Origin of the sequence: Mesorhizobium sp. CA12 (assembly GCF_020165255.1) — a bacterium.
GTDB lineage: Bacteria > Pseudomonadota > Alphaproteobacteria > Rhizobiales > Rhizobiaceae > Mesorhizobium.
Genome location: NZ_JAIUHT010000012.1, coordinates 1 through 24,148, shown reverse-complemented (window position 1 = coordinate 24,148; position 24,148 = coordinate 1). Strand labels below are relative to the sequence as shown.

Here is a 24,148-nt window from a genome sequence, read left to right as displayed (position 1 = left end):
AGGAAACCATGCGCATCAAGACGATAGCCATCGCTGCCGCGTTGCTGTTCGGCACCGGCCTGCCGACCATCGTGCAGGCGCAAAGTCCAAAGACCATTGCGGGTGGTTTCGACGTCGGTCCCGGCGGCTTCCCCAAGAACTTCAACCCGCTAGTCGCGACTGGCGGCTTCACCTGGCTCAGCACCTATTTTGAACCGCTGGTCATCTGGAATGCAGGGCTGACCCAACTCGAAGGCGACCTGGCCAAGAACTACACGGTGAGCGCCGACCAGCTGACCTATACGTTCAACCTGGTCAAGGAGAGCTGGCACGACGGCAAGCCGTTCACGTCGAAGGACGTGAAATTCACCATCGATCTTGCCAAGAACAAAGCTTCCGGCAGCCTGTTCGCGGCACGTCTCGGCGATATCGCTTCGGTCGAGGCGCCCGACGACAGCACCGTAATCATCAAGCTGTCGAAGCCGAACGCCTCCTTCCTGTCCATTCTTTCGCAGGTGCTGATCCTGCCGGAGCATTCTCTTGCCGGAATGCCGCCGGAGTCGCTGGCAACCAGCACCTGGTGGTCGACCAATCCGGTCGGCACAGGTCCGTTCAAGTTCAAGAAATACGTCACCGACCAATATGTCGAACTGGCCGCGGATGACGATTATCGTGGCGGCAAGCCGAAAGTCGACGTGCTGATTAACCGCTATTTCGAGAGCCCGGCCGCGGCGGTCGCGGCGCTGCGTGCTGGTGAGATCCAATTCACCTATGTCGAGCCTGACGACACGGCGTCGTTCAAGACCGATTCCAACTTCAAGGTGATCGAAGGCGGCTCCTACGTGGTCAACTATATCGGTCTCAACCAGCAGGTCGACCTGTTCAAGGATCTCAAGGTTCGTCAGGCAATCATGTACGCCATCGACCGTAACGCGATCATAGAGAGCCTCTATGGCGGAGCAGCCAAACCAGCCAACTGCGGCTTTGTGGCGCCGCAACTGGTGCCCGAAGGGCTGGAAACCTACGCCTACGACCCGGCCAAGGCCAAAGCGCTGTTGGCAGAGGCGGGCTGGGACAAGGTCAACGGCGACAAGCCCATTACTTTGCTGACCTATTACGGCTCTCCGCAGGCTGCCAATGTCATGGCAGCCATCCAGTCCATGCTGTCGCAGGTCGGCATTAACGTCGTGCCGCGCGTCGTCGACACGCCGACCTACAATGGCATCGTCTACAAGGGAGGCACGCCGGACTGGAACGCATTTCCCATGGTCTATGCCGGCCTGCAGAATGGCCCGAACCCGGCTGGCATCAATCCGGGCCTGAACAAGTCGCAGATTCCGCCTGCCGGCTTCAACACCATGCGCATCAAGTTCGACGACCTGAGCGCGGCTTTAGACAAGGCGCTCGGTGAAACCGATGCATCGAAGCTCGATGCCGCTTGGCGGGATGTTTGCAAGGTCATGAACAAGGACCTTCCGTGGGCAACGCTGTGGGTGGCCAATCGCTACGGCGTTGCCTCCAATAAGCTGAAGGATTTCGTCTGGACGCCTGCGCCCGCCGGCGGTCCTTACGCCGCTCATCCCGAGGCGTGGGACATTCAGTGAGCAGGCGGGTCTCCCGGCCCGCCACAAGGGCCGGTTTCCTCTGGGATTCGGCCCACACCATCCACTTGCGGAAAGCCAATGCTGAGCTTCATAGCCCGCCGCTGCGCCACAGGACTGTTGATGCTGGTTGCCTTGAGCCTCCTCATCTTCATCTTGTTGCGCCTGTCGCCTGGCGATCCGATCGACGCATATATCAATCCTTCCGTGCCGATGTCGGCTTCCGATCTCGAGACCCTGCGCGATCGCCTCGGTCTCGATCGGCCGCTGCCGCTTCAGTATTTCGGCTGGGTGCGTGCGGCTCTGTCGGGGGATTTCGGCTATTCGATCCAGCGCAACGGCGTGCGGGTGTTGCCGCTGGTGATGGAGCGCATCGGACCCACGGCTCTCCTGATGGGCACGGGGCTGGCGATCGCCATTGTCGTCGGTATTACGACCGGTATCTACAGCGCAGTGCGCCGCAACGCCTGGCCCGACATTGCGATGTCCGTGCTGTCGTTCATCGGCATATCGAGTCCGGCCTTCCTGACCGCTCTGCTTGGCCTCTATTTTTTCTCGGTTCTGCTGCGCTGGGCGCCGTCAGGCGGCATGCAGACCGCGGGCGCGCCATTCTCGATCTCCGATGTGCTTGCCCATCTAATTCTGCCGGCATGCCTGCTGTCGATCGGCCACGCGGCGCTGATCATGCGTTATATGCGCGCTTCGCTGCTCGAAGTGCTCAACCAGGATTATGTCCGAACCGCCCGGGCCAAAGGCGTGCGAGAGTTCTGGGTGATCATCAAGCACGCCACCCGCAACGCGCTCTTGCCGGTCATCACGCTGATCGGGTCGACCATTGGCATCGCGATCGGCGGCGCGATCTTCCTGGAGAGCGTCTTCAACTGGCCAGGCATGGGCTTGCTGCTGGTCAATGCCGTCGGCACGCGTGACTATCCCGTCATCATGGGTGCCACGCTGGTGATCGGTGTCTGCGTCATTCTGGTCAACATTCTCACCGATGTTGTCTACGCCTTTGTCGACCCGCGCATCCAGGTGGGGTGATGACGATTGCCGAGATCGAACCACCCATGCAGCGCACCAAAGGTCCATTGCGCCGCGCACTCGGCCGCTTCATCGAGAACCGCGCCGCGCGGGCCGGTCTGGTCATCGTGATCCCCGTACTGATAGCGGTCATGACCTACCACTGGTGGTGGCCATACGCTCCTAACGCCATCGACCTGAAGGCCATGAACAAGGGACCGTCCGCCACCCATTGGCTCGGCAGCGACGGTGTCGGGCGGGACGTTTTCGCGCGGCTTCTGCAGGGTGGTCGCATCTCGCTGCTGGTTGCCGTCTGCTCGGTCGCGATCTCCACCGTTATTGGCTTCCTCATCGGTGCTATCGCGAGCTTCGGCGGCCGCATCGTTGATGCAACCGCGATGCGCTTCGTCGATCTCGCCATGACCTTGCCGCCAGTCATCTTCTTGCTGGTTCTTGCCTCGATCGCCGGCACCGGCATCGCGCCGACAATCCTCGTCATCTCGCTGCTATCGTGGCCGGTTCTGTCGCGCATGGTCAGGGCCCGCCTCCTCGAACTGCGCGAGCGCGATTTCGTCGTTGCCGCGCGCGGCATGGGGGCAGGGCTGCCGCATCTCCTGTTTCGCCACGGCCTGCCCAATTGCATGGACATCCTCGTCGTCTACGCAACTTTGCAGATCGCCAACGCGATCCTGTTGGAAGCTGGCCTCTCTTTCCTCGGCCTCGGCATCGCACCACCCGAAGCGAGCTGGGGCAATATGCTCAATCTTGCCCGCTCCACCGTCGTTCTCGAACAATACCCCTGGCAGTGGATGTTCCCCGGTGCCGCCCTCGTACTCACGGTCCTCGCCATCAATTTCATTGGCGATGGGCTGCGTGACGCTTTCGATCCCCGATCCGATCTCAACTGAAGGTTTCAAAATGCCACTTTTTACCGGCGTCGTGCCGCCAGTCGTTACCCCCCTCAACAACGACTACAGCATCGACTTTCCGTCGTTCACCCGGACGCTGGAGAACCTGCTCGACGGCGGCGTCCACGGACTGTTCGTGCTTGGCTCGACCAGCGAGGTGGTTTTCCACGACCAAGCCGGGCGCAAGGCGATCATCGAGCACGCAGTGAAGGTCAACAACGGTCGCGTTCCGATCTTCGCCGGCGTCATCGATCCGACCACCGACCGTGTCATCAACCATTCGAAGATCGCCAGATCGGCCGGGGCCGACGCAATCGTGGTCACCGCGCCCTTTTACACGCGCACCAGCCAGCCGGAGATCATCGATCATTTCCGCTATATCAAGGATGCGATCGACATCCCGATCATTGCCTATGACATCCCGGTCTGCGTCCATATCAAGCTCGATCGCAAGACGACGGTGACGCTTGCCAAGGAAGGCACCGTGGCCGGCCTGAAAGATTCCAGCGGCGACGATGGCAATCTGCGTTATGTACTGAAAGACATGGCCGGCGATGCCGGCTTCTTCGGCATGACCGGCTCCGAGATCATGGTCGATACTGCTCTCGCCATGGGTGCGCATGGTGTTGTGCCGGGCATCGCCAATGTCGACCCGCACGGCTACGTCAAGATGTGGAACCTGATGCAGGCCGGCAAGCATGCCGAGGCCCGCGTCGAGCAGGAACGCCTGCTGAAGCTGTTCGAGATCGTCTGGATCGCGCTCGGGCGCACCAGTGCCGGTTCAGCCGGCGTCGGCTCCTTCAAGACCGCCATGCGCAGCCTCGGCATCATCGCCACCAACAGGATGGCCCGCCCGCAGCGCGATCTCAACGCCGAGGAAACCGCCAAGGTCGACGCGATCCTGCGCGACGCCGGCCTGCTTGGCTGATCATGGAAGCGCCGATCCTCCAGATTGCCGGATTGCGTGCCGTGTTTCGCATTGCGGGGCGCGACATTGCGGCCGTACAGGACGTTGATCTCGAGATCGGCTCCGGCGAGACCGTGGCGCTGGTCGGCGAGTCCGGTTCGGGCAAGTCAGTCACCAGCCTCTCCATCATGGGGCTCCTGGCGCCGAAGATCGGCCATATCGCTCACGGCCATATCTCGATCAGACGACGCGACGGTTCCGTCACCGAGCTGACCGGGCTGGACGCGGAGCAACTGCGCCGCGTGCGCGGCAACGATATCGGCATGGTGTTTCAGGAGCCGATGACCAGCCTGAACCCGGTTTACACTATCGGCGAGCAGATCGCCGAGCCGATGCGCATCCATCTTGGCAAATCGCATCGCGAGGCGGCAGCCGAAGCGGTGCGCTTGCTGATGCAGGTCGGCATCCCGGACCCCGCGCGGCGCGCGAAACAATACCCGCACGAACTCTCGGGCGGCATGCGTCAGCGGGCCACCATTGCCATGGCGCTCGCATGCAACCCGACATTGCTGATTGCCGACGAACCGACGACGGCGCTTGACGTGACGATCCAGGCGCAGATCCTCGATCTGCTTGCCACTCTTCAGGCGGAACGCGGCATGGGCATCCTCTTCGTCACCCACAATCTTGGCGTTGTTGCGGAAATCGCCGACCGCGTGGCCGTCATGTATGCCGGCCGCATCGTCGAGACCGGCCCGGTTGGCGAAGTCTTTGCCCGGCCGCGCCATCCTTACACGACAGGCCTGATGCGATCGGCACCGCGACTTGGCCAAGCAACGGTGCTGAAGGCGGCCGGCACACCGCTGCCGACGATTGCCGGCAATGTCCCCTCGCTGGCCATGCTGCCCGGAGGCTGTTCTTTTGCTCCAAGGTGCCCGATGGCGATCGACTCCTGCCGCGCCGCCGTGCCGCCGCTGTTGCAGGTATCGCCGACACAGACGAGCCGCTGCATCCGCTGGGAGGAGCTATGAGCGCGCCGGCTCCTTATCTGTCCGTTCGCAACCTGACCAAGCATTTCCCGCCGACAGCGTTCTCGCGCGGACCTGTGGTCAAGGCACTGCAGGATATTTCATTCGACATTCCACGTGGTCAGGTGGTCGGGCTGGTCGGCGAATCCGGTTCCGGCAAGACGACAATTGGCCGTTCCGTGTTGCGGCTGATCGAGCCGACCTCAGGCGAGATACGCTTCGACGGCAAGGACATCGTCAAGCTCGGGGCAAGGGAGCTTCGACGTCAACGGCGCAACATGCAGTATATCTTCCAGGATCCCTTCGCCAGCCTGTCGCCGCGCATGACTATCGGCCAGATCCTCACCGAGGGCCTGGATATCCAGGGCATCGGTAGTCGGCCCGAGCGCCGCGCCCGCGCCGAAAAGGCGCTCGCCACCGTCGAACTGCCGGTCGATGCCTATGACCGATACGCGCATGAATTCTCGGGCGGCCAGCGCCAGCGCATCGGCATCGCGCGAGCCCTTATGCTGGAGCCCGAGTTTATCGTCGCGGACGAACCGGTCTCGGCACTCGACGTGTCTATTCAGGCCCAGGTGATCAATCTTCTTCGCGATCTCCAGGTCCGGCTTGGCCTCACCATGCTGTTCATTTCGCATGACCTCGCCGTTGTCGAATATATCTGCGACACGGTCATCGTTCTCTATCTCGGACGCATCATGGAAGTCGCGCCCGCGACCGATCTCTATGTCCGGCCTGGGCATCCCTACACACGGGCATTGCTGTCGGCCGTCCCATCGCCAGATGCGTTCGCCAGGAAGCAACGGCAGATACTGAAAGGCGACATCCCAAGTCCCGCCAATCCGCCGTCGGGATGTGTTTTCAGAACGCGCTGTCCCGCAGCGATGGCTGCCTGTGCCGGCGCCGTGCCACGGCTACGGGAGATAGCTCCTGGACGTATGAAGGCATGCATTCGCGACGACATAGGCTGAACATGGCAGCCTAAAAATTGGAGTAGTTCTGATACGTTTTTGGGACATTCACAGTCAGCGCGCAGTTGAGCGGGGAGGTGTCCGTTTCTGTACCCGCAATGGGGCGGAGGAGGTTGGAAATATAGGGGATAAGTCCGGGCCAGAGATGCCGCAACTTCGTGGTCAGGTTGATCGAGGACGCCGCAAAGGGCGCGTAACGAGCCTGCTGCTGTCCATGACGAAAAGAGCGGGCCGGCACGAAGAGCCGGTCGTTGCGCCCACTCAGTCGCAGGCGGGAGCAAAAAAGGCCATCCCGGTATATGCGGAGGTGGACGGCCTTCTTTGCAATACTTCACACCTTAATAGGCCTTCTTCGCGGCGCTCCTCCTGTGCTTCACCGGGCATTTGTGCTTCTTGGTCGCCTTGCAGGCCTTCGTTACGTGCTTCTTAGCCTTCTTCATGGTCATAGCATCCGAAGCGGGTGCAGAGCCAGTTGCGGCCGTCGCTGCTGGCGCTGGCTTCGTAGCCGCGGCGGCGTCGTTAGGGCTGAGAACTGGCATCGAGACGGCGAGCGCGAATGCAAGACCGACGGCAGACAGAAGAGACTTTTTCATGTGTCTATTCCTTGTTTGGCAAGTCGGGGGTTGAGCGTCACCCATCAGGATCGATGGGTGTTACTCCAAGCAGCTTCAAAGCTTTCGCGAGCATCCGGATTCCCTGCGCCTCCTTCTTCTTGGCGCAGTACCGGTTTCCCTTTCTCTGAAGAGCTTTCGCCGCGGTGACCTGCGTTGCCGCGGCATGCGTTTTGAGGGCTTCGTCGACTTGACGGCTGAGAATGGTGCAACGCTCGGTCCGGGTGAGCGGCGCCGCCTTTGAGGTGGAGGGTCCGGTCGCTGCCGTAGCGAGCGACAAGCTGAGCAACGCACCCATCAAGTTGATCGAGATTCTGTGCATCGCTTGTCGCAAACCCGAGCAAGTGCAGCACTGCTGCAGCCGATGAACTGATCCCTCCAGAGCATGATACGCTTGAATGATTTCTGCAGTTTTTCCTGAATGTTTCTGGATTGTGTCTGCCCTCGTGCGGAAGGTTCGCTGCCGCAAATGCCGAAGGAGCATGCGCCAAAACTTGGTGGTGGCATGACACGGATCATTCACGCCTGCGGTGGTGCCAATTGAGCTGTCGGGCAGGAAATCAATAGTTAGAGCCGGCGGTCGGTTTCGTTCGATAGCCTCCGACAGTGCGGCGAGCGGGCGGAGGGAGTTAGCCCGCCTTTAAAGATAAGCGCTGCTATTTGCAGCCGTTACCGGCCGTTCGCACCCAGTGACTGCGGCGAGTAAAGGTCCTATTTTTGTTAGATTAGAAATCCATCTCGGTGGATCATTAGCGGTTCCTAAGCCGGACAACACTAACCTCTGCCGATTGGTAGGGGATCGCGGATGAATGCCTTCAGGCGAACAATAGGCTTCGGCCTAACCTATCTGCGCTCTTTCCCTTTCGACCGCATCAAGATCGATCGTAGCTTTGTCAGCCTGATTTGTGAAAGCAGCGAAAGCCGGGCGATCGTCAAGGCCGTCGCCGAACTTGGGGCCACTCTCGGCATGACCACGACAGCCGAGGGCGTCGAAACTGAGGAACAGTATCAGTTGATCAGGGAGAATGGCTGTACCGACAGGGTTGGCTGTTCGGTCGCCCCTACCTCAGTCTAAGGTCTTTGCCCTATTCGAAGAAGCAGCCCATTTGAGAGCTTGATAATCGATCAATGGAGCAAGATTGGCGTGCGATGCGATCCATACAGGTCGTACGGCTAGCCACGGCTTGGTTCAGGCAGGCGGGTTCGCCGGTTCGTGAGGTCCCCCGGTCAGACGCTTGTGCTTCTCAAACAGGTGCAGCTTTTCGGGGTATCCAAGCCTCAGCGCCGCGTTGCAGGACGGGCATTTGAATGAGGATATGGTTTTAAACCACGTGCCTTTTCGAACGATGGGGCGTTCGCACCGTGGGCACTCAAAGGTGAGATATTCGTCGTTAAGTTCTTGAGGAATCGGCAATCCGGCACCTTTAGGCTGATGGATGCCCACCATCATCGCAGATAATGGTGGGCATCCATGAACTGGCGATGAAGGGACTATGCTCGCCAGCACTCCCAAATGAAGATCTGCGGAGTATGTTGCGTCGTCGGGACTTATGAGTTGGCCGATAAGACGTCTGTCCGACGCGTGTTACGACTGACGGGCAAGACACAGGTGTCGGGGGAACAGCTCGGGCATTTGCGCTGTTCCCGAGTAGCCTGCCGCGCAGGTTGCCACTTCGCGCCCCCAGGCTACTCCAGTACTGCCCGCTGGCTCTGGCCGGCGGGCTTTTTGTCGGACGGCGGCCTAGCCGTGCACAGCCTCCGTTTGCGGTATGTAGAGCGCATTCCCCGATGGGACTTTCGCCGCGACCTGAAGCGTGAACAGGAGATGATTTTCATCATCCGTCACTTTCATGATCCGAGGCTTCGTATACTTCCAGAAAGAATGTTTGCTCTCGTTTATCATCTCGCCGGCAACCCGCACGGCTCCTTCCTTGCCGCGGGAGATTGACACCATCTACGTCGGAGATGAATTAGCTGTTGTCGACGTCGAAATAATAGGTCGTGATGATGCTCTGCCCTTGGTCGACAGGCCCAAACCATCCGGTGCAACTTTGTTTCTCGCAGCTTGGCAACCAGAGAAGGCACGGGACAGTGTCATCGTGTTTGAGGGATCAATCGAAACCGGGGGAATTCTCATGAAGAAGACTTACGAGCAGCCGACGCTGGCTCGCAAGGCGAAGCTTTCCGCAATCGTCGCGGTCCACCTGTGCCGCCGCCTCCGCCCTGATCTATCCAAGCTCAGGCGAACTGGATAAGCCCGCTACTTCCGGCCGGCGGGTTTTTTAATGCGCGGATTTCCATGGAAGTCATTTACTCAGGATAGGACTCGCGCCTGAGACGAATACCACGCCCGCCGATTCGAATGCTTGACGGATGGCTGCGACCTTCAACGGGCGCGGCGTCCTAATACCATTCTCAAAATCGCGTATCGTGCCCTCACTCAGATTGCACTTGGCACTCAGACGGACTTGTGACCAGTTAAGCAGGGCTCGCGCGGCCTTCGACTGCTCTGGAGTCAGCTCGGCCACCATCTCAGCTGTCCATGTCTAGCGGCTTATGTCCCGCCTGACCGTGCCAACTTGCCGAAGGTCCGCGAGACCCTTATCAGCGGCAGCGGCTTTCTTGCTTGTTGCCATCGGAGTTCTTCCGGTTGGGTGAAATCACCCTTGACGGGTACAAGCTAACTCCGCGGCGAACCGCCGGTTCCAAACCATTACGGCGTTGCCGACCAGACCGGGCCAGCCACTCCGCCTTTGCTTTGCCAAACCCTTCGGCGGCGCACGCGATCCCACAGCGCTTTTTCTGATCGCAAGGTTCCGAAGCCGCCGCACATGTTGGGCCCGGTCGGCCATCAGTACGATAGCGAGTTTGCCGGCCCCACGCTGCGCCCCGATGCGCCACTGGATGGCGCCCAAAGTGCCTCATACATTACGAACGTGATCAGGGGTTCGAGTCGGGAGAGCACTACCGCCTTTCCCCCCACTCGGAGAGCGTACAATGTTTTCTACAGTGTCGGGCGTGATGGGTCTGTCTTGGTGCTGCGAAGACCGGTAGGACCGGGAGAGTCTGACACGCAAGCTACCTGCGACGCGAACGGCAGTTTTGCGACCCATCTCGATCATCGAGGTGACTTTTGCCGCTTCTTAAAAGCAGACTTCGCCTGCGCAAGGATGGCGGCGTCCAGTGACACCTGAAGGCGGTTTCATCTTCAAGGCCACAGCGCCATCATGCGGGGCAAATCTACCTGCTGGTGGCTTGCGAATCTCGGGTCGAAGGCAGACTGGCCTCGAGGAAGCGATGCCAGGCGCCGCCAAGAACAAGCGCGGTTTCGGCCGCACCGAACCCCGCCGAGGAAAGGCCTTGCGCCAACTTCGGGAAATCGAGGCTCGATCTGAACCAGGATGGCTGCTGCGGGAAACTTGCCGCCGCCTGTGTCTCGCGGGTCCAGCGGCCTTCGCGCATCCAGCGCACCACGCTGTCGGGCTGGTCCTGGCAGAGATCCGAGCCGATGCCGAGATGGTCAGGTCCCATGATCCCGGCCGCTTCCGCAGCCATTTTCCCGAACTGCTCCAACGTCGTGTCCGAGCCGTTCGGAAGGTGCAGCGGGTAGAGCGAAAGGCCGAGCAGCCCCTCCTTTGCGCGCAATGCCTGCAAGAGGGCCTTGGAGACATTGCGGTTGCTGTCGCGCAGCCAGCGTGGATTGGCGTGGCTGACGACCACCGGCTGCTCGGAGAGCGCGATCGTCTCCAGCGCGGTCCGCTCGCCGGCGTGGGACAGATCGATGATCATGCCGAGCCGGTTCATCTCGGCGATCACCTCGCGCCCCATCCGCGTCAGGCCGCTGTCCTCCTTTTCCATCCAGCCGCAGCCGAGCAGCGACTGGTTGTTGTAGGTGAGCTGCATGAAGCGGATGCCGAGATCGAAAAGCATCTCGATCAGGCCGATGTCGTCCTCGATCGGCATCGGGTTCTGCAGGCCAAGCAGGATCGCCGTCCGGTTCGAGGCCCGCGCCTCCTCGATGTCGCCCGCATCGCGCGCCAGGAGGATCAGGTCCTCATTATCGCGAAGCCAAGTGCGCCAATCGACGAGATGGCGCACCGTCTCGCGAAAGCCTTCGTGATAGCCGACAGTGGCGTGGACCGCGGTCAGTCCGCCCCGGCGCATCTCCTCGAAGATTGCGCGCGACCACTTGCAGTGTTGCAACCCGTCGATGAGCACCTGCGGCGCGTCGCTGGTCATTCGGGCGCGCCCGCGTGGATGTAGGACGTTTTGACCTGGGTGTAGAACTCGACCGCGGCGCGGCCTTGCTCGCGCGGCCCGTAGCTCGAGGCGCGGACGCCGCCGAACGGCACGTGATAGTCGGTGCCGGCGGTCGCCAGGTTGACCATGACGCAGCCAGAGCGCGAGGCGTGGCGGAACTTCGTGGCGCGCGCCAGCGAGCGTGTGGCGATGCCGGCCGTCAGCCCATAGGGCGTATCGTTGGCAAGAAAGATCGCCTCGTCGAGATCGTCGGCGGTCATCACGCAGGTGATCGGCGCGAACATCTCCTCCTGGTTGATGCGCATGCGCGAACGGCCGTTGAGGAACACTGCGGGCGCCATGTAGTGGCCGCGATGCGCCAGATCGAGCGCCTCGCCGCCGGTCGCTAGCTCGGCGCCCTCGCTGATGCCGAGCGTCACATAATCGAGATTGGCCGAGAGCTGCTCGGCGCTGACGACCGGCCCCATCTGGACGCCGGCCTCGAGCGCATGGCCGACCTTCAGGGCCTTTGTTTTCGCCAGCAGCTTCTCGACGAAGGCGTCATGCACCGGCCGGTGGACGATCAGGCGGGACGAGGCCGTGCATTTCTGACCGGTGCCGCCGAAGGCGCCGTTCACGGCAAGGTCGACGGCGCGATCGAGGTCTGCATCGTCCATGATCACAAATGGATTCTTCGACCCCATTTCGAGCTGCAGCTTCACGAAGCGCGCGGCGGCGAGCGCGGCGATGCCGGAGCCGATGGCGCCGGAGCCGGTGAAGCTCAGCCCTTGTATGTCGGCATTGGCGGCAAGCTCACGGCCGATCGTCGATCCTGAACCCATCACCAGGTTGAACAGGCCCTTCGGGATCGCCTGCCGGCTGATGATCTCGGTGAGCGCCCAGGCGCTGGCCGGCGTGACGCTGGCCGGCTTCCAGATAACGGCATTGCCGAAGGCTAGCGCCGGCGCGATCTTCCAGGACGCGGTGGCGATGGGGAAATTCCAGGGCGAAATGATCGCGACGACCCCAAGCGGCTCGCGCTCGATCAGCACATCGACGCCGGCCCTGACGGAATCGGACGAGGAACCCAGATTGCGCAAGGCCTCCGCGGCGAAATAGGTGAAGAACTGGCCGGCGCGATAGACCTCGCCGACGCCCTCGGGAAGGGTCTTGCCCTCCTCGCGCGACAGCAACTCGCCAAGCTCCTTCGAGCGCGCCATCAACTCGCGTCCGATGGCGTCCAGAACGGCGGCTCGCGCTTCCAGCCCGGCCGCCGCCCATTTCCGTTGCGCGCCTTGCGCCGCCGCGACGGCGTCATGGATGTCGGACGGCCGTGCCTGCGCGAAACGCCCGACAACATCGGTCACGTCGGACGGATTGATATCCTCGACCCAGTCGGCACCGTCGCGCCACTCGCCTGCAACGAAGTTCTGACCGCTCAGCATCCTGTTCGACCTGCATCAATTGGGTTGACAACGACCTAACCAATGCGGTGAACTTCAATCAAGCTCAATTTTTGGCACAAATGTTCAGGCAAGCTTAACAGTGACCAAAACCATCAGCCTGACCGGCATGCGCAGCTTCGTCGCGGTCTATGAGACCGGCGGCGTGCGCGCCGCCGCCGACCAGATCGGCCGCACGCCCTCGGCCGTGTCGATGACCCTGAAGCAACTGGAGGACGATATCGGCGCACCGCTGTTCGAGAGCGAACGCAAGGGCGCGCTCTCGCCTGTCGGCCGTGTGGTGCTCGACGAGGCGCGCGCGATGATCGCCCACTACGACCGCGCCTGTCTGGCAATGACCAGCTACGCGGCGGACCGGCAGGGGCGCTGCGAGGTGGCCAGCGTGCCTTCGGTCGCGGTGACCTTGCTGCCTCGCGCCATCGCCAAGCTCCGCGCCGAGGGCGGCCAGTTCGACATTCATGTCCGAGACAGCGATTCCAGCGCTATCGTCGAGGCGGTCGAGAACGGCATGGTGGAGGTGGGCTTGTGCGTGCTTGCGATCAGGCGGCCACAGCTTCGTTTCGAGCCGCTGTTCCATGAGCCGCTCGATTTCGTCTGCCCGGCCGACCATCCCCTGGCAAGATCGAAGCGCCCGTTGAAATGGGCTGAGCTCGACGGCGAGAGCTTCATCCGCAATGGCGCGGCCGCGGCACTGGGGCTTGCCGAGACCGAAGCGCTTGCCGCCGGCTCCAAGCTCACCGCGACCAATGTGAGCTCCAATCTGGCGATGGTGGAGGCCGGGCTCGGCGTCACCATCCTGCCCCGGCTCTGCCGCTGGAAATCGAGCCACGACGTGCGCTTCCTGCCGCTTGCCGATTCGCGTTCGAGCCGCACCGTCGGCTGGATCGCCAAGAAGGGCCGGAACCTGCAGCCGGCGTCGCTGCGCTTCATCGAATGCATCCGCCTGCAGACGCGGGCGAGCGAAGGGGAGTTCGGCTATGCCGCGGCATGATCGGTGGGTGAGGGGATGACACGCCTGACCCAAGCCCGCATCGAAACGCTCGCGCGCGCTGCGCTGATGCGGCACGGCGCAAGCGAGCGGCAGGCCGAGGCGCTGGCCGCCGGCATCGCCGCGGCCGAACGCGACGGCCTGAAATCGCATGGGCTCATGTATCTATCGACCTATTGCGAACACCTGATCTGCGGCAAGGTGCTGGGGCAGGCCGAACCACGCCTGACGCGGCCGACTCCGGCGGTCGTCGCCGTCGATGCCGCCAACGGCTTTGCGCATGCGGCCATCGCCCTCGGCCTGCCGGCCCTGATCGAAGCGGCGCGATCGCAAGGTGTGGCGGCGCTCGCCATCCGCAACTCCTATAATTGCGGCGCGCTCGGCTATCACACCGAGCGGATCGCCCAAGCCGGCCTGGTCGGGCTAGGCTTCACCAACGCGCCGGCCTCAATCGCACCCTGGGGCGGCCGCAAGGCGGCCCTCGGCACCAATCCCTGGTCGCTAGCTGTCCCGGACGGGCAGGGCGGGGCGCGCTTCGTCATCGACCAGAGCGCCAGTGTCGTCGCCAAGAGCGAAGTCATGAAGCGCGCCCGCGCGGGTGAGCCGATCCCACCCGGCTGGGCCTTCGACGCAAGCGGCGATACGACGACCGATGCCGGCGAAGCGTTGAAGGGCACGATGGCGCCGGCGGGTGGCTACAAGGGCGTCGGCTCGGCGCTCTTGGTGGAGATCTTCGCCGCATGCCTGACGGGGGCGAACCCCGGGCTTGTCGCCAGCCCCCTCTCCGGCACCGCCGGAGGTCCGCCCGGAACCGGGCAGTTCTTTTTGGCGGTGTCGCCCGACGCAACGTCGGCCGGGGCGTTCTCGGGCAACCTGGAAACCATCGCCAGCGCCTTCGTCGGCGATACGAGGCTTCCGGGCACAAGGCGCTTCGGCGCGCGCGAACAAAACAGCAGAGACGGCATCGAGGTGGCGGCCGAAGCGCTCGCCGCGCTTGAAAGGCTGGCCGGGACCGCCGCATGACGGCGATTCCGCTGCGCCCGCCGGAAATCGTCATGCGACTGCAGCGGCTTGGCGCGGCGCATCCGACGCGTCTCAGTTTCCTGCGCCAATTGATCCGCCGTGCCACCAGTGAGAAATGGCGTGTGCGCAAGCACCTGTTCGACCTCGACGACAACGGATTTGGACGCGCGGTGTATGCCGTCGAGACGCCGGCAAGAACCTACAGCCTGGTCGCGTTCTCGACGCCGCTTGACGACGAGAAGCGGTCCGACCGGGTGATCGCGCAGGCTTGGGATACGAGCTACGTTCTTTACGACGGATTGCCGGATGCCGCCGAAATCGCGCGGCTGGAGGCGAACGCTCCGCTGCAGGAGGCGGGCCGATACACCAGAAGCGAGCTGGTGCTGGCGCGCGCCAACAAGAGCGTGCGGCTGTTCGAAGACGTGGCTTCAACGCTGGCTCAGGGACGGCAGCCTGACGAGGAGCAACTGCTTGGCGTCGGCTATCTGCTACGCACCACGGCAGTCTACGGCAACGGCAAGTTCGGCATCGCCGACCGCGACGAGATCGCCGCGCGTCCGGAACTTGCCGGGTCTTTCCAGGCCGAGATGCTCACCGTCTGGTTGATCCGATCCTTCACGCTCGATCTGGTCGATCACATCGCCCGTCGCCGCAATCCGGCCGGCGCGGCAAGACTGGCGCCGGAATTGCGCCGGGCGCTCGGGGTCGGCAACGCGACGGGACTCGGCATGGCGCCCTTCCTCGTGCGCCACCCGCTGCTGACGCATAGCTGGTTTCTGGCCCGCGAAACCGCTCTGGCGCGGGTGCGCGCCGAACCGCAGGCCGCCGTGGCGGAACGCAGAATTTTCGCGCAGGCGCTCGCCGACCTGGCGCAGCGCGTTGGTCGCTGGCACAGCGACGACGACCGCCAGGCCGCCGCCACCCGGTCCCTAGCCGCCGATCTCGACACGCTGGCCGAAAATCTCGACCGGCTCCTGGCGAAGCCGCGGCCGTGGGATGCGGTCTATCGCTTCGCGGAAGAGCAGTTCTCCCTGGAAGGGCAGGAGGCTTGCGTCTCCCTGGTCCTCGAGCCGCATGGCGCCTTGGTCGACGAGCTCGGCGACACGATGAAAGCCGACGAGACGCCCGGCCATGCCATCGACGGCGCCATGGACTGCGGCTCGCTGCGCCAGGCGCTTCTCGACTGCTATTCATGGGCGGGGGCAATCGACTTCACAGAGCCCTCCGCTAATGCGCGCTTCTGGTATGTATCGGCGGAGAAGCTCGAGCCCCGGCTCGGCGAGCGGTTCGAGGAGGACGGCGCCGAGTTCGAACAGCCTTTGGCCACCGCGCGCGACGCGCTCGGTCTGGCGGCCGCGCTGGCGCAGGAGCCGGCCTCGGCCAGTGTCGCGGAATTCCTGCTGCGCCGGCCCGAATGGCGCCATGCGGTGCGGCGCACCCAGATCGTTGCGAAATTCCCCTATGCCGAGATTCACGATAATCTGATCGGCGCCGATTTGCGGCCCGTCGACATATTGCGCGCCAAGCTGGCGTTCTTCGGCGCGCGCAGCTTCGATCCCCGCTCGGACCGCTGGCTGCGGATCGCGCTGTTCAGCGGCGAGCCCCTGATCGAGGAGGTCGCCAGCGCCGCATCGGCTGGAGAAGCCGCGTGATCGACCTGTCGCTCAACGAGGTGGAGACGCTCAGCGCCAAGACGGCGCGGGGTGCGGGATTTTCCTGGGGACTGGCCGAGGATATCGGGCGCGCGGCGCGCCGGCTCGCGGTCGAGGACGACAATTGGGGCATGGCCATGCTGAGCCTTGCCGAAAACACGCAGTCCTTCGCGGTGCCCGACCCTGCCCGCGCTGCGCGCTGGCGAAAAGGCAATGCCGACAAATCTGCCGAAATGCCACTCTGTCCGATCCGAACCGCGGCCCTGCTGCTCGACGATCCGCTTCCGGCGAGCGCGCTGCCGCTGGCGATCATTGGTGTCGGTCTGCCGGTCTGGCTCGACGCCATGCTGCGCCGCTCGGCCATGCGCGTCGCGCGACCTGCGGGGCTGGCGAAGCGCGCCGACGTCGTCATCGAACATCGCGCCGAAATCGAGCGGCCGGCCACAGGCCGGCGCGGCGCGATCGACGAGCGGACGCTTGCCGCGCTCAATTCCTTCGCTGTCAGAACCTATGTGCCGGAAAGCGAGCGATCGCGCATGCGCGGAGCTGGCGGAGGCCGGGTGGACGATGAATAACAACAAGGGGAGAAGAAAATGAGTGCAGCCGACGGCCAGAAGATCGCCATGCGTGGGGCGGGCTACTACTCGGCCAACACCGTCGGCGCCAAATACGTCATCGACAAGGTCGGCGATCTCGTCGTCAAGGCAGTCGCCGGGATGCCTCGGCTGGCCGATGGCCAGCCATTCGCCGTCGCCGATTTCGGCGCGGCCGACGGCGGCACCTCGATGGACATGATGCGGCGGCTGGTTGGCGCCGTTCGGGAGAGGGAACCGGATCGGGCGATATCGATCACCTATACCGACCTGCCCCATAATGATTTCTCGACCCTGTTCCGGCTGAGCCAAGGACTGTTGGGAACCTCCACCGAGGTTCCGCTGGCGGAGACGCCCGGCCTCTACATCTTCGGCAGCGGCACCAGCTTCTACCGCCAGATCCTGCCGGACAATTCGCTGTCGTTCGGCTTTTCCGCCACGGCGATGCACTGGATCAGCAAGCGGCCCTGCATGATCGCCGACCATGTCCAGGCGGTCGGCGCGACGGAAGCCGAGCGGGCGCAGTTTCGCGCCCAGGGGCTGCGCGATTGGGAGATGATCCTGCTGGCGAGGGCCCGCGAGCTGAGGCCCGGCGGCCGGCTGGCGCTGGCCAATTTCTGCGTCGACGAGGAAGGGCGCTATCTCGGGCATACGACAGGGGTCGACATGTTCGACAGCTTCGCGCGCCATTGGCGCGATCTGCTTGCGGCGGGGCGGATCAGCGAGACGGAATATGTCAACGCGACGTTCCAGCAATTCTACAAGACGCCGGACGAGTTCGCAGCACCCTTTCGCGATCCCGTTTCGCCGGTGTCGCAGGCCGGGCTGAGGCTGGAAAACATCTTCACCATGGTGACGCCGTGCCCCTATGCCGAGGCCTTCCGGGTCCATGGCAACGCGCAGGATTTTGCCAGGGCCTATGTGCCGACGCTCCGCTCCTGGTCGGAAACCGTTTTTGCGAACGCGCTCGATCCCTCGCGTCCCGCCAATGACCGTGCCGCAATCGTCGACGATCTTTACGGCGCTTATGAAGCCGACGTAGCGCGCGCCCCCGAAGGCCACCGGATGGACTACGTCCATTGCGTGACGGAGATCGTCAAATCGTAAGGGATATCGAGAGTTTGCGCGCCGCTTCCTGAAAACGTCCAGATGGCGATCCTCCGGGCCAGCTGAATGTCCATTCTTGAAGATTCATGGGCTCAAGCTGCCGGTCGGCTTTCGGCCTAAAAGCCGGCACCGGACGGATCTACAATCAAACTTGTAGCGCGCCGTGTGCGCGACACCATTGACGTCGTTGTCGACAATTCAACCACAGCGTCGTCGAGAAGCGCCCGCTGAGCTTCTAGCGGCGGAAGGCGCCATTCTGTAGGTCAAGCATTAGCTTGACAAAGTCCGCTTTCAGTACGTGTCCTGCTCGAGGCCGCCGGATTCCCAAACCGCATTCATCCTGGGAGCTTATCTGCTGGAAGCCATGGATCGGTAGACTGATATCGGCTCGGATCAGCTCGGGACCGGCAAGTTGAAGACACCCAAGCACTGAGCACAGTGAGCGACTTACCCCGCCTTTAAAGGTAAGTGCTTGTTTCTGTTGGAAGCCGTTACCGCTGGCCACCATTTCGTGTCGAAAGGTGGCCAACAAAGATTCCGCCGACCACGCAAATCTGCCTATTGGATCGCCGCCATTGCGCGCCCGCGATTATTCGCTATGATGAAAAGCGTCATAGACGGAACGGACATGAAAAAAAACTTCGCAACCGAAATGGCGACCACCAAGGATCTCGCCGACGTCGCTCGCCTGCTGAGTTGGGCCTTCGGTTTCAGCAAGGCGAGGTCGCAAGAATACATCGCCAATATTGGGGTCGAGGCGCTGCGGCTCAGTCGCGGCGAGGACGGTTGTCCGGTCCTATGCGCGGGTCTGCTGCAGACTGCGCATATTTTCCACGGCAAGCCCGTGCGCGCGGCCAACATCGTACACGTGGCGATCGCGCCGGAACGGCGCGGAGAGGGCCTTGCCGTGCCTTTTGTGGATGCTCTCTGCGATGAGGCGAGGAGCCAGGGCGCCGCGATCGCCACTCTCTTTGCCTCAACGCGGCCGGTCTACCGCAAGGCCGGCTTCGAGCTTGCCGGGCACGAGATCGTCTATGAGGCGGCAACAGCGGCACTACCTTCCGCGAGCCGGCTCGCCTTCGATCGCATCGAACTCGACGATTCGCGCCTGGCCGGCGCCTATGTCGCAAAGACACTTGGCGAATCCGGGTTGCTTGCACGCGCTGCCGCGCATTGGAACGAGTTGCGGCGTGCCCCAACAGATTCGCTCGCCGCCTATCTCGCCGAAGGCGAGGCCGCCTATCTGATACTCGACATGGCTGACAAAACTTGCCTGACGGTACGGGACTGGTCCGCCGCTTCGCCCGAGGCGGCACAAGGCTTGCTTTCCTTTCTTGCCCGCTTCCGCTCGGTCTATCCGGCGGTTCGCTGGCATGGCGCGCCACAAGACGATCTAGTGGCGGCGATACCGGACAAAGGCTGGCGCCTTGCGCGCCAGGAGGAATGGTTGTTGCGGGTGCTCGATCCAGCGACGGCCTTGCGCCAGCGCGGCTACCATGTCGACGAGGCAAAGCTCGCGCTGCGCATCGGCGATATATCGCTCGAAATCGAAATTCGCGAAGGCGCCGCCGAAGTGCGCGAGGGGGCTGATTTATGTGGCCCGGCCGTGCGCATGGATGCGCCGGCCTTCGTCCAGCTCTTCACGGGCTTTCGCAGTGCCTCGAAATTGGCGCAGTATGGCCTCGTTGCAGGCGACTCGGCTGACATACGTCGCTGTGATCAGCTGTTCGCTGGACCGCCGCCCTGGGTGGCTGAGCATTTTTGAGCATGGTTCGGCCAGGATCCTGCTCGCACCGAGAATCTTCTGAGGGGTCTCGCATGACACACGCGCTGATAGCCTCGCTGAGAGCAGCGGCGGGCGATATGACGCCGGCGCTGGCGCGCGTCGCCGAGGCGGTGCTGGCGCAGCCCGACACCACCTTGCGCCAGAGCATCACCGAGCTTGCCGAGACATCGGGATCGTCCGAGGCGAGCGTCATGCGCTTCTGCCGCGACCAGGGCTTCTCCGGCTTTCAGGACTTCAAGCTGGCGCTGGCGAAGGAACTCGCGACCGACGAGCGGGCCCGGGACAACGGCTCGCCGTCCGACGACATCCAGCGGCTGGTCGATACCGCGATCACCTCGCTGCGCGAGACCGAGCAACTGATCGTCCGGGAAGACGTGGCTACCGCTTCGCGAAAGCTCCTCGATGCTTCCGTGGTCGAGTGTTTCGGGATCGCCGCCTCCGCCGTCACGGCACAGTATCTCGCCTACAAGATGACCCGCATCGGCAAATTCAGCCGCGCCTTGGGCGACGCGCATCTGGCGATGATGGCAGCGGGAACCGCGCAGCACGGAACTGTTCAGGTGGTGATATCCAGCTCTGGCTCGACCATCGACGCCGTGCGCGTGGCAGAGCTTGCCCGCTCCAAGGGCGCCTTCGTCATCGGTATCTCCAATCGCTCGAAGAGCCCGCTGATCGCCGTCTGTAACCTGGCTTTAATAGCCTCCTGGCCGGAGACGCCGCTCACCGGCGGCGCCTTCCCGTCGAAGATCAGTCAATTGCTCATCGTTGACGCACTGGTCGCCGAGATGACGAGGCAGGATCCGAAGCGGCTGGTCCAGCTCAGCCGCACGGCGGAGGTCGTGAGTGACCGCAGCTTCTGATTTGCCGGTGCTCGCCATCGATGTCGGCGGTACCAAGATAGCCATCGCCGAGGTGAGCGGCGACAGGATCGCCAACCGGCGGCAGGCACCGACGCCGCGCACCGGCAAAGGCGACGATCTCATCGCAGCCATCGCCGAGCTGGCGCCGGACGGCGGCTTCGGTGCGGTCGCCGTAGCCACCACAGGCATTGTGCGCTACGGCGCACTGACCGCGCTCAACCCTCAGACCCTCCCGATCGAGGACGGCTACCCGCTGGCTTCGGCGATCGAACGGGCCTTCGGCATGCCGCCGCTCGTCATTAACGACGCGCAAGCGGCCGCCTGGGCCGAGTTCACGCTCGGCGCCGGCACGGGTTTTCGCAATTTCGCCTTTTTCACTGTATCGACCGGCATCGGCTGCGGCCTGGTGATAGACGGCCGGCTGCAAAGCGGCGCCAACGGGCTTGCCGGCCATGTCGGGCACACACGCTCCGAGCCCGGCGGTATCCTCTGCGGCTGCGGCAGGCGCGGCTGCCTGGAGACGGTCGCCTCGGGTACAGCGCTGGCGCGGGCGGGCAGCGCGCGCCTTGGCCGCAAGGTTACGACGCCGGAGCTGTTTGCGGCGGCGAAAGAAGGCAGCGGCATTGCCGCGGAAATTATCGCCGGCGCGGTCGTCGCGCTGGTCGACGCCTTTGCCGACCTGGCGGCCTCCGTCGATATCGACTGCTTTGCTGTCGGTGGTGGAGTCGGCCTCGCCGGCGGCTTCATCGAGGCGCTGCAGGTGCGCTCGCTCGATCTGCCGCGCGTTTATCGGCGCCCCATTGTTGCCGCGCGGGCTGGCGCCGATGCCGGCCTGCTTGGCGCAGCTATGCTGGCACGACCAAAGAGCTCTGACGAAAATTTTCATCAAAAATAGCTTATTGACAAAAACTTTCATCTGCGCTTGGTTAGAGCGGTGATGCTCTTCCAGGAGAAGACCCGGTGCAGGCCAAGCAGGGCGATTTGCTCGCCACACTCGATGGAACGCTGGTTGTGTCATGCCAGGCCGAGCCTGGCCTGCCGCTCGACGCTCCCGGCCACATCGCCGCCATGGCGCGCTCCGTCCTGTTGGGCGGCGCCACCGGCGTGCGCATTGAGGGCACGGCCAACATCGTCGCCGCTCGAGATGCGGTCGAGGTGCCGCTGATCGGCTTGATCAAGGCCAGGCGCGACGACACCGAGGTCTACATCACGCCGACGCTCGACGACGTCGCCGCCGTCATCGACGCCGGGGCCGACATCGTCGCGATCGACGCAACCCGTCGGCCGCGACCGGCCGAGCTGACGGCGATGTTCTCAGCCATCGCCGCGAAAGGGCGTCTGTCGATGGGCGATGTCGCCACGCTCGACGAAGGCAGGCGCGCGCTCGATGCCGGCGCCGACCTCATCAGCACCACCATGGCCGGCTACACGGATTACTCTAGGGAGCAGCGCGGCCCCGCCTTCGACCTGATGGAGGAATTCGCCCGCGCCGGCCTTCCCTTTGTCGCCGAGGGTCGCATCTGGACGCCCGAAGAGGCAACCCGCTGCTTCGAGCTCGGCGCCCGTTTCATCGTCGTCGGCGGCGCGATCACACGGCCCGACGCCATCACCCGCCGCTTCGCCAACGAGGTCGCCGCCTGGAACGCCCGTCCGCAACTGAAAAGGAATCCATCATGATCAAGCGCCGTCGCGTGGCCGTCATCGGTGCAGGCTTCATGGGCTCTATGCATGCCGGCATCTTTGCCAACATGGTGGGCTCCGAGCTCGCGGCCATCGTCGATCCCAACCGCGCGCTGGCCGAAGCCGTGGCAGCCAAGGCGCCGGGCTGCAAAGTCTACGACAGTCATCAGGCATTGCTCGGCTCGGAGCGCGATCTCGACCTCGTCTCTATCTGCACGCCAGACAATCTACATCTGGGGCCGGCGGTTGCGGTCGCCGAAGCCGGCATCAACGTCTTCGTCGAGAAACCGATCTCGTCCAGGATAGACGAGGCCAAGACGATCATCGCCGCCTGCGAGGCGGCGGGCGTAAAGCTCGGCGTCGGCTACCTGCTGCGTTTCGATCCGCGCTACGGCGCCGCCAAGGAGCTGATGACATCGGGCAAGATCGGTGAGCCAATCCACATCTATGCTAGGCGCAACAGCGCCCGCACCGAAGGCCCGAAGCGCTATGGCGGCAAGCTGCCGCTGGCGCTGCATGTCACCGTCCACGACGTCGACATGGTGCTGTGGATTCTGGAGGACCAGCAGCCGGTCTCGGTTTATGCGCAGCAGACCGACAAGCTGCTTGGCGCCTCCGGCACGCAGGACAGTATCACGGCGATCGTGCGCTTTTCCGGTGGAACTGTCGTCAATTTCGAGAGCGCCTGGTCGCTGCCGTCCGGCGCGCGCCACATGATCGACGCGCGCATGGAACTTCTCGGCACAGATGGATCCTTCGAGGTCCAGTGCGGCGACAGCGGGCTCTATTTCGCTAGCAATGAGGGGTCCCGCGAGATCGACACCCAGCATTGGCCTTTGCTCAACGGCCGCGTCGACGGCGACCTCGCGCGCCAGCTCAGCGGCCTCATCGACTGGCTGGACGGCGCGGCGATGCCGATCGCCACCGGCCGGGAAGCCCTTCGTTCGCTCGAACTCACCCTTGCCATGATGCAGTCGGCGGAGAGCGGCGAAATCGTGCGCCTCGGTTGAAGACAATCAAACGAACAGCGCTGTTGCAACGAGGCCAGACGGCCCAAGAATGGGAGACGAAACATGCTGAACAGGCGCAATCTACTTATGCTTGGCGCGGCCGCCGCCGCGCTGTCGCTGGCCGCGCCGGCCTCCGCCGAAGAAAAGCCGTTCAACGGCGTTCAGATATCGGTGCTGCTCGAGGGTCATCCGACCACCGACGCCATCCAGAAGATGGTGCCCGAATTTAAGGACAAGACTGGCATCGACGTCGCGATCGAGGTCGTGCCCGAGCAGGACATCACCGCCAAGGAGCTGCTCGAGTTCTCCTCCAAGTCGGGCCGCTACGACGTCGTCCAGAACAACATCATCTATCTGCCGGGGTTCGTGAAATCCGGCTACATCGTGCCGCTCGACGATTTCCTGGCCAAGCACAAAGAAAATTTCGACAAGTCCGATTTCGTGCCCGGCTACTTCAACACCAATGTGCTGGACGGCAAGGTCTATGGCCTGCCGGTCTATGGCGAGAGCACCTTCGTCATGTACCGCACGGACCTGTTCGAGCAATACGGGCTGGCCGCGCCCAAGTCCTTCGAGGACATTGAGAACGCCGCGAAAACCATCTCGGAAAAGACGAACAAGCAGATCGCTGGCATCACCATGCGCGGCCAGCAGGGCATCCAGGGCGTCTATGTCTGGGCGGCCTATCTGTGGGGCTTCGGTGGCTCCTTCTTCGATGCCGA

General features: G+C 63.2%; 22 protein-coding genes and 1 pseudogene. 18 read left to right on the top strand and 5 right to left on the bottom strand.

From position 1 onward, the window contains the following. Positions 1–8: 8 nt before the first annotated feature. The 6 genes from LB520_RS19725 to LB520_RS19700 all read left to right on the top strand — a co-directional run bounded on the left by LB520_RS19725 (position 9) and on the right by LB520_RS19700 (position 6,414). Positions 9–1,583 (top strand): ABC transporter substrate-binding protein, encoded by a 1,575-nt coding sequence (locus LB520_RS19725; RefSeq protein ID WP_224638571.1) that lies wholly within the window; start codon positions 9–11, stop codon positions 1,581–1,583. A 78-nt stretch (positions 1,584–1,661) separates the two neighbouring features. Continuing rightward, complete coding sequence (locus LB520_RS19720; protein ID WP_224638570.1) at positions 1,662–2,621, top strand: ABC transporter permease; 960 nt, start codon at positions 1,662–1,664, stop codon at positions 2,619–2,621. Positions 2,622–2,647: 26 nt separating this feature from the next. Then, positions 2,648–3,508: an ABC transporter permease gene (locus tag LB520_RS19715; protein ID WP_411962585.1), complete on the top strand. Its 861-nt coding sequence runs from the start codon at positions 2,648–2,650 to the stop codon at positions 3,506–3,508. Between the two features lie 10 nt (positions 3,509–3,518). Then, positions 3,519–4,436 carry a dihydrodipicolinate synthase family protein gene (locus LB520_RS19710; RefSeq protein ID WP_224638567.1) on the top strand — a complete coding sequence of 306 codons (918 nt, stop codon included), beginning with the start codon at positions 3,519–3,521 and terminating at the stop codon, positions 4,434–4,436. Beyond that, on the top strand, positions 4,436–5,446 hold the full coding sequence (locus LB520_RS19705; RefSeq protein WP_140541243.1) for an ABC transporter ATP-binding protein: 1,011 nt from the start codon (positions 4,436–4,438) through the stop codon (positions 5,444–5,446). Before LB520_RS19710 ends, LB520_RS19705 begins: the two co-directional genes overlap by 1 nt. Then, positions 5,443–6,414, top strand: coding sequence for an ABC transporter ATP-binding protein (locus LB520_RS19700; RefSeq protein WP_224528511.1), 972 nt, complete (start codon positions 5,443–5,445; stop codon positions 6,412–6,414). The genes LB520_RS19705 and LB520_RS19700 overlap by 4 nt, the downstream gene beginning before the upstream one ends. A gap of 338 nt (positions 6,415–6,752) precedes the next feature. Here the strand turns inward: LB520_RS19700 and LB520_RS19695 are convergent, their stop codons facing one another. Continuing rightward, positions 6,753–7,007 carry a hypothetical protein gene (locus tag LB520_RS19695; RefSeq protein WP_224528509.1) on the bottom strand — a complete coding sequence of 85 codons (255 nt, stop codon included), beginning with the start codon at positions 7,005–7,007 and terminating at the stop codon, positions 6,753–6,755. Positions 7,008–7,044: 37 nt separating this feature from the next. Further along, on the bottom strand, positions 7,045–7,347 hold the full coding sequence (locus LB520_RS19690) for a hypothetical protein (RefSeq protein WP_224528505.1): 303 nt from the start codon (positions 7,345–7,347) through the stop codon (positions 7,045–7,047). Positions 7,348–7,863: 516 nt separating this feature from the next. Here LB520_RS19690 and LB520_RS19685 point away from each other — a divergent pair. Continuing rightward, a pseudogene (locus LB520_RS19685) lies at positions 7,864–8,061 on the top strand (EAL domain-containing protein); the annotation flags it as partial. 1,270 nt (positions 8,062–9,331) lie between these two features. Here the strand turns inward: LB520_RS19685 and LB520_RS19680 are convergent. The 3 genes from LB520_RS19680 to LB520_RS19670 form a co-directional block, all read right to left on the bottom strand. Then, positions 9,332–9,556, bottom strand: a complete 225-nt coding sequence (locus LB520_RS19680) for a multiprotein-bridging factor 1 family protein (RefSeq protein ID WP_224528491.1) — start codon at positions 9,554–9,556, stop codon at positions 9,332–9,334. 709 nt (positions 9,557–10,265) lie between these two features. Then, a complete protein-coding gene (locus tag LB520_RS19675; protein ID WP_224638566.1) occupies positions 10,266–11,264 on the bottom strand; it encodes a membrane dipeptidase in 999 nt (332 codons plus the stop codon). After that, on the bottom strand, positions 11,261–12,709 hold the full coding sequence (locus LB520_RS19670) for an aldehyde dehydrogenase family protein (protein WP_224638565.1): 1,449 nt from the start codon (positions 12,707–12,709) through the stop codon (positions 11,261–11,263). Before LB520_RS19670 ends, LB520_RS19675 begins: the two co-directional genes overlap by 4 nt. Before the next feature lie 100 nt (positions 12,710–12,809). On the opposite strand from LB520_RS19670, the gene LB520_RS19665 reads away from it, so the two are divergent. The 11 genes from LB520_RS19665 to LB520_RS19615 all read left to right on the top strand — a co-directional run. Then, positions 12,810–13,718 carry a LysR family transcriptional regulator gene (locus LB520_RS19665; protein ID WP_224528478.1) on the top strand — a complete coding sequence of 303 codons (909 nt, stop codon included), beginning with the start codon at positions 12,810–12,812 and terminating at the stop codon, positions 13,716–13,718. Between the two features lie 15 nt (positions 13,719–13,733). Beyond that, on the top strand, positions 13,734–14,738 hold the full coding sequence (locus tag LB520_RS19660; protein ID WP_224638564.1) for an Ldh family oxidoreductase: 1,005 nt from the start codon (positions 13,734–13,736) through the stop codon (positions 14,736–14,738). Next, a complete protein-coding gene (locus LB520_RS19655; RefSeq protein ID WP_224638563.1) occupies positions 14,735–16,390 on the top strand; it encodes a hypothetical protein in 1,656 nt (551 codons plus the stop codon). The genes LB520_RS19660 and LB520_RS19655 overlap by 4 nt, the downstream gene beginning before the upstream one ends. Next, a complete protein-coding gene (locus tag LB520_RS19650) occupies positions 16,387–16,965 on the top strand; it encodes a DUF3726 domain-containing protein (RefSeq protein ID WP_224528467.1) in 579 nt (192 codons plus the stop codon). The genes LB520_RS19655 and LB520_RS19650 overlap by 4 nt, the downstream gene beginning before the upstream one ends. A gap of 18 nt (positions 16,966–16,983) precedes the next feature. Then, complete coding sequence (locus tag LB520_RS19645) at positions 16,984–18,090, top strand: class I SAM-dependent methyltransferase (RefSeq protein ID WP_224638562.1); 1,107 nt, start codon at positions 16,984–16,986, stop codon at positions 18,088–18,090. A 628-nt stretch (positions 18,091–18,718) separates the two neighbouring features. Then, positions 18,719–19,855, top strand: coding sequence for an enhanced intracellular survival protein Eis (eis, locus tag LB520_RS19640; protein WP_224638561.1), 1,137 nt, complete (start codon positions 18,719–18,721; stop codon positions 19,853–19,855). A 53-nt stretch (positions 19,856–19,908) separates the two neighbouring features. After that, positions 19,909–20,736 carry a MurR/RpiR family transcriptional regulator gene (locus tag LB520_RS19635; protein WP_224601154.1) on the top strand — a complete coding sequence of 276 codons (828 nt, stop codon included), beginning with the start codon at positions 19,909–19,911 and terminating at the stop codon, positions 20,734–20,736. Next, positions 20,720–21,631: an N-acetylmannosamine kinase gene (locus LB520_RS19630; RefSeq protein ID WP_224638560.1), complete on the top strand. Its 912-nt coding sequence runs from the start codon at positions 20,720–20,722 to the stop codon at positions 21,629–21,631. Before LB520_RS19635 ends, LB520_RS19630 begins: the two co-directional genes overlap by 17 nt. Positions 21,632–21,696: 65 nt before the next feature. Further along, complete coding sequence (locus LB520_RS19625; RefSeq protein ID WP_224638559.1) at positions 21,697–22,413, top strand: N-acetylmannosamine-6-phosphate 2-epimerase; 717 nt, start codon at positions 21,697–21,699, stop codon at positions 22,411–22,413. Beyond that, positions 22,410–23,426, top strand: coding sequence for a Gfo/Idh/MocA family protein (locus LB520_RS19620; protein ID WP_224638558.1), 1,017 nt, complete (start codon positions 22,410–22,412; stop codon positions 23,424–23,426). The genes LB520_RS19625 and LB520_RS19620 overlap by 4 nt, the downstream gene beginning before the upstream one ends. A 63-nt stretch (positions 23,427–23,489) precedes the next feature. Beyond that, positions 23,490–24,148 (top strand): ABC transporter substrate-binding protein (locus tag LB520_RS19615; RefSeq protein WP_224638557.1); only part of this gene is annotated, 659 nt, incomplete at its 3' end.

Bases quoted from the DNA above. Each gene is read 5' to 3' on its own strand.
- eis (WP_224638561.1), top strand. From the start codon at position 18,719: ATGAAAAAAAACTTCGCAACCGAAATGGCGACCACCAAGGATCTCGCC.
- LB520_RS19645 (WP_224638562.1), top strand. From the start codon at position 16,984: ATGAGTGCAGCCGACGGCCAGAAGATCGCCATGCGTGGGGCGGGCTAC.
- LB520_RS19670 (WP_224638565.1), bottom strand. From the start codon at position 12,709: ATGCTGAGCGGTCAGAACTTCGTTGCAGGCGAGTGGCGCGACGGTGCC.
- LB520_RS19720 (WP_224638570.1), top strand. From the start codon at position 1,662: ATGCTGAGCTTCATAGCCCGCCGCTGCGCCACAGGACTGTTGATGCTG.
- LB520_RS19675 (WP_224638566.1), bottom strand. From the start codon at position 11,264: ATGACCAGCGACGCGCCGCAGGTGCTCATCGACGGGTTGCAACACTGC.
- LB520_RS19700 (WP_224528511.1), top strand. From the start codon at position 5,443: ATGAGCGCGCCGGCTCCTTATCTGTCCGTTCGCAACCTGACCAAGCAT.
- LB520_RS19680 (WP_224528491.1), bottom strand. From the start codon at position 9,556: ATGGTGGCCGAGCTGACTCCAGAGCAGTCGAAGGCCGCGCGAGCCCTG.
- LB520_RS19695 (WP_224528509.1), bottom strand. From the start codon at position 7,007: ATGAAAAAGTCTCTTCTGTCTGCCGTCGGTCTTGCATTCGCGCTCGCC.
- LB520_RS19635 (WP_224601154.1), top strand. From the start codon at position 19,909: ATGACACACGCGCTGATAGCCTCGCTGAGAGCAGCGGCGGGCGATATG.
- LB520_RS19715 (WP_411962585.1), top strand. From the start codon at position 2,648: ATGCAGCGCACCAAAGGTCCATTGCGCCGCGCACTCGGCCGCTTCATC.
- LB520_RS19620 (WP_224638558.1), top strand. From the start codon at position 22,410: ATGATCAAGCGCCGTCGCGTGGCCGTCATCGGTGCAGGCTTCATGGGC.
- LB520_RS19660 (WP_224638564.1), top strand. From the start codon at position 13,734: ATGACACGCCTGACCCAAGCCCGCATCGAAACGCTCGCGCGCGCTGCG.
- LB520_RS19690 (WP_224528505.1), bottom strand. From the start codon at position 7,347: ATGCACAGAATCTCGATCAACTTGATGGGTGCGTTGCTCAGCTTGTCG.
- LB520_RS19655 (WP_224638563.1), top strand. From the start codon at position 14,735: ATGACGGCGATTCCGCTGCGCCCGCCGGAAATCGTCATGCGACTGCAG.
- LB520_RS19710 (WP_224638567.1), top strand. From the start codon at position 3,519: ATGCCACTTTTTACCGGCGTCGTGCCGCCAGTCGTTACCCCCCTCAAC.
- LB520_RS19725 (WP_224638571.1), top strand. From the start codon at position 9: ATGCGCATCAAGACGATAGCCATCGCTGCCGCGTTGCTGTTCGGCACC.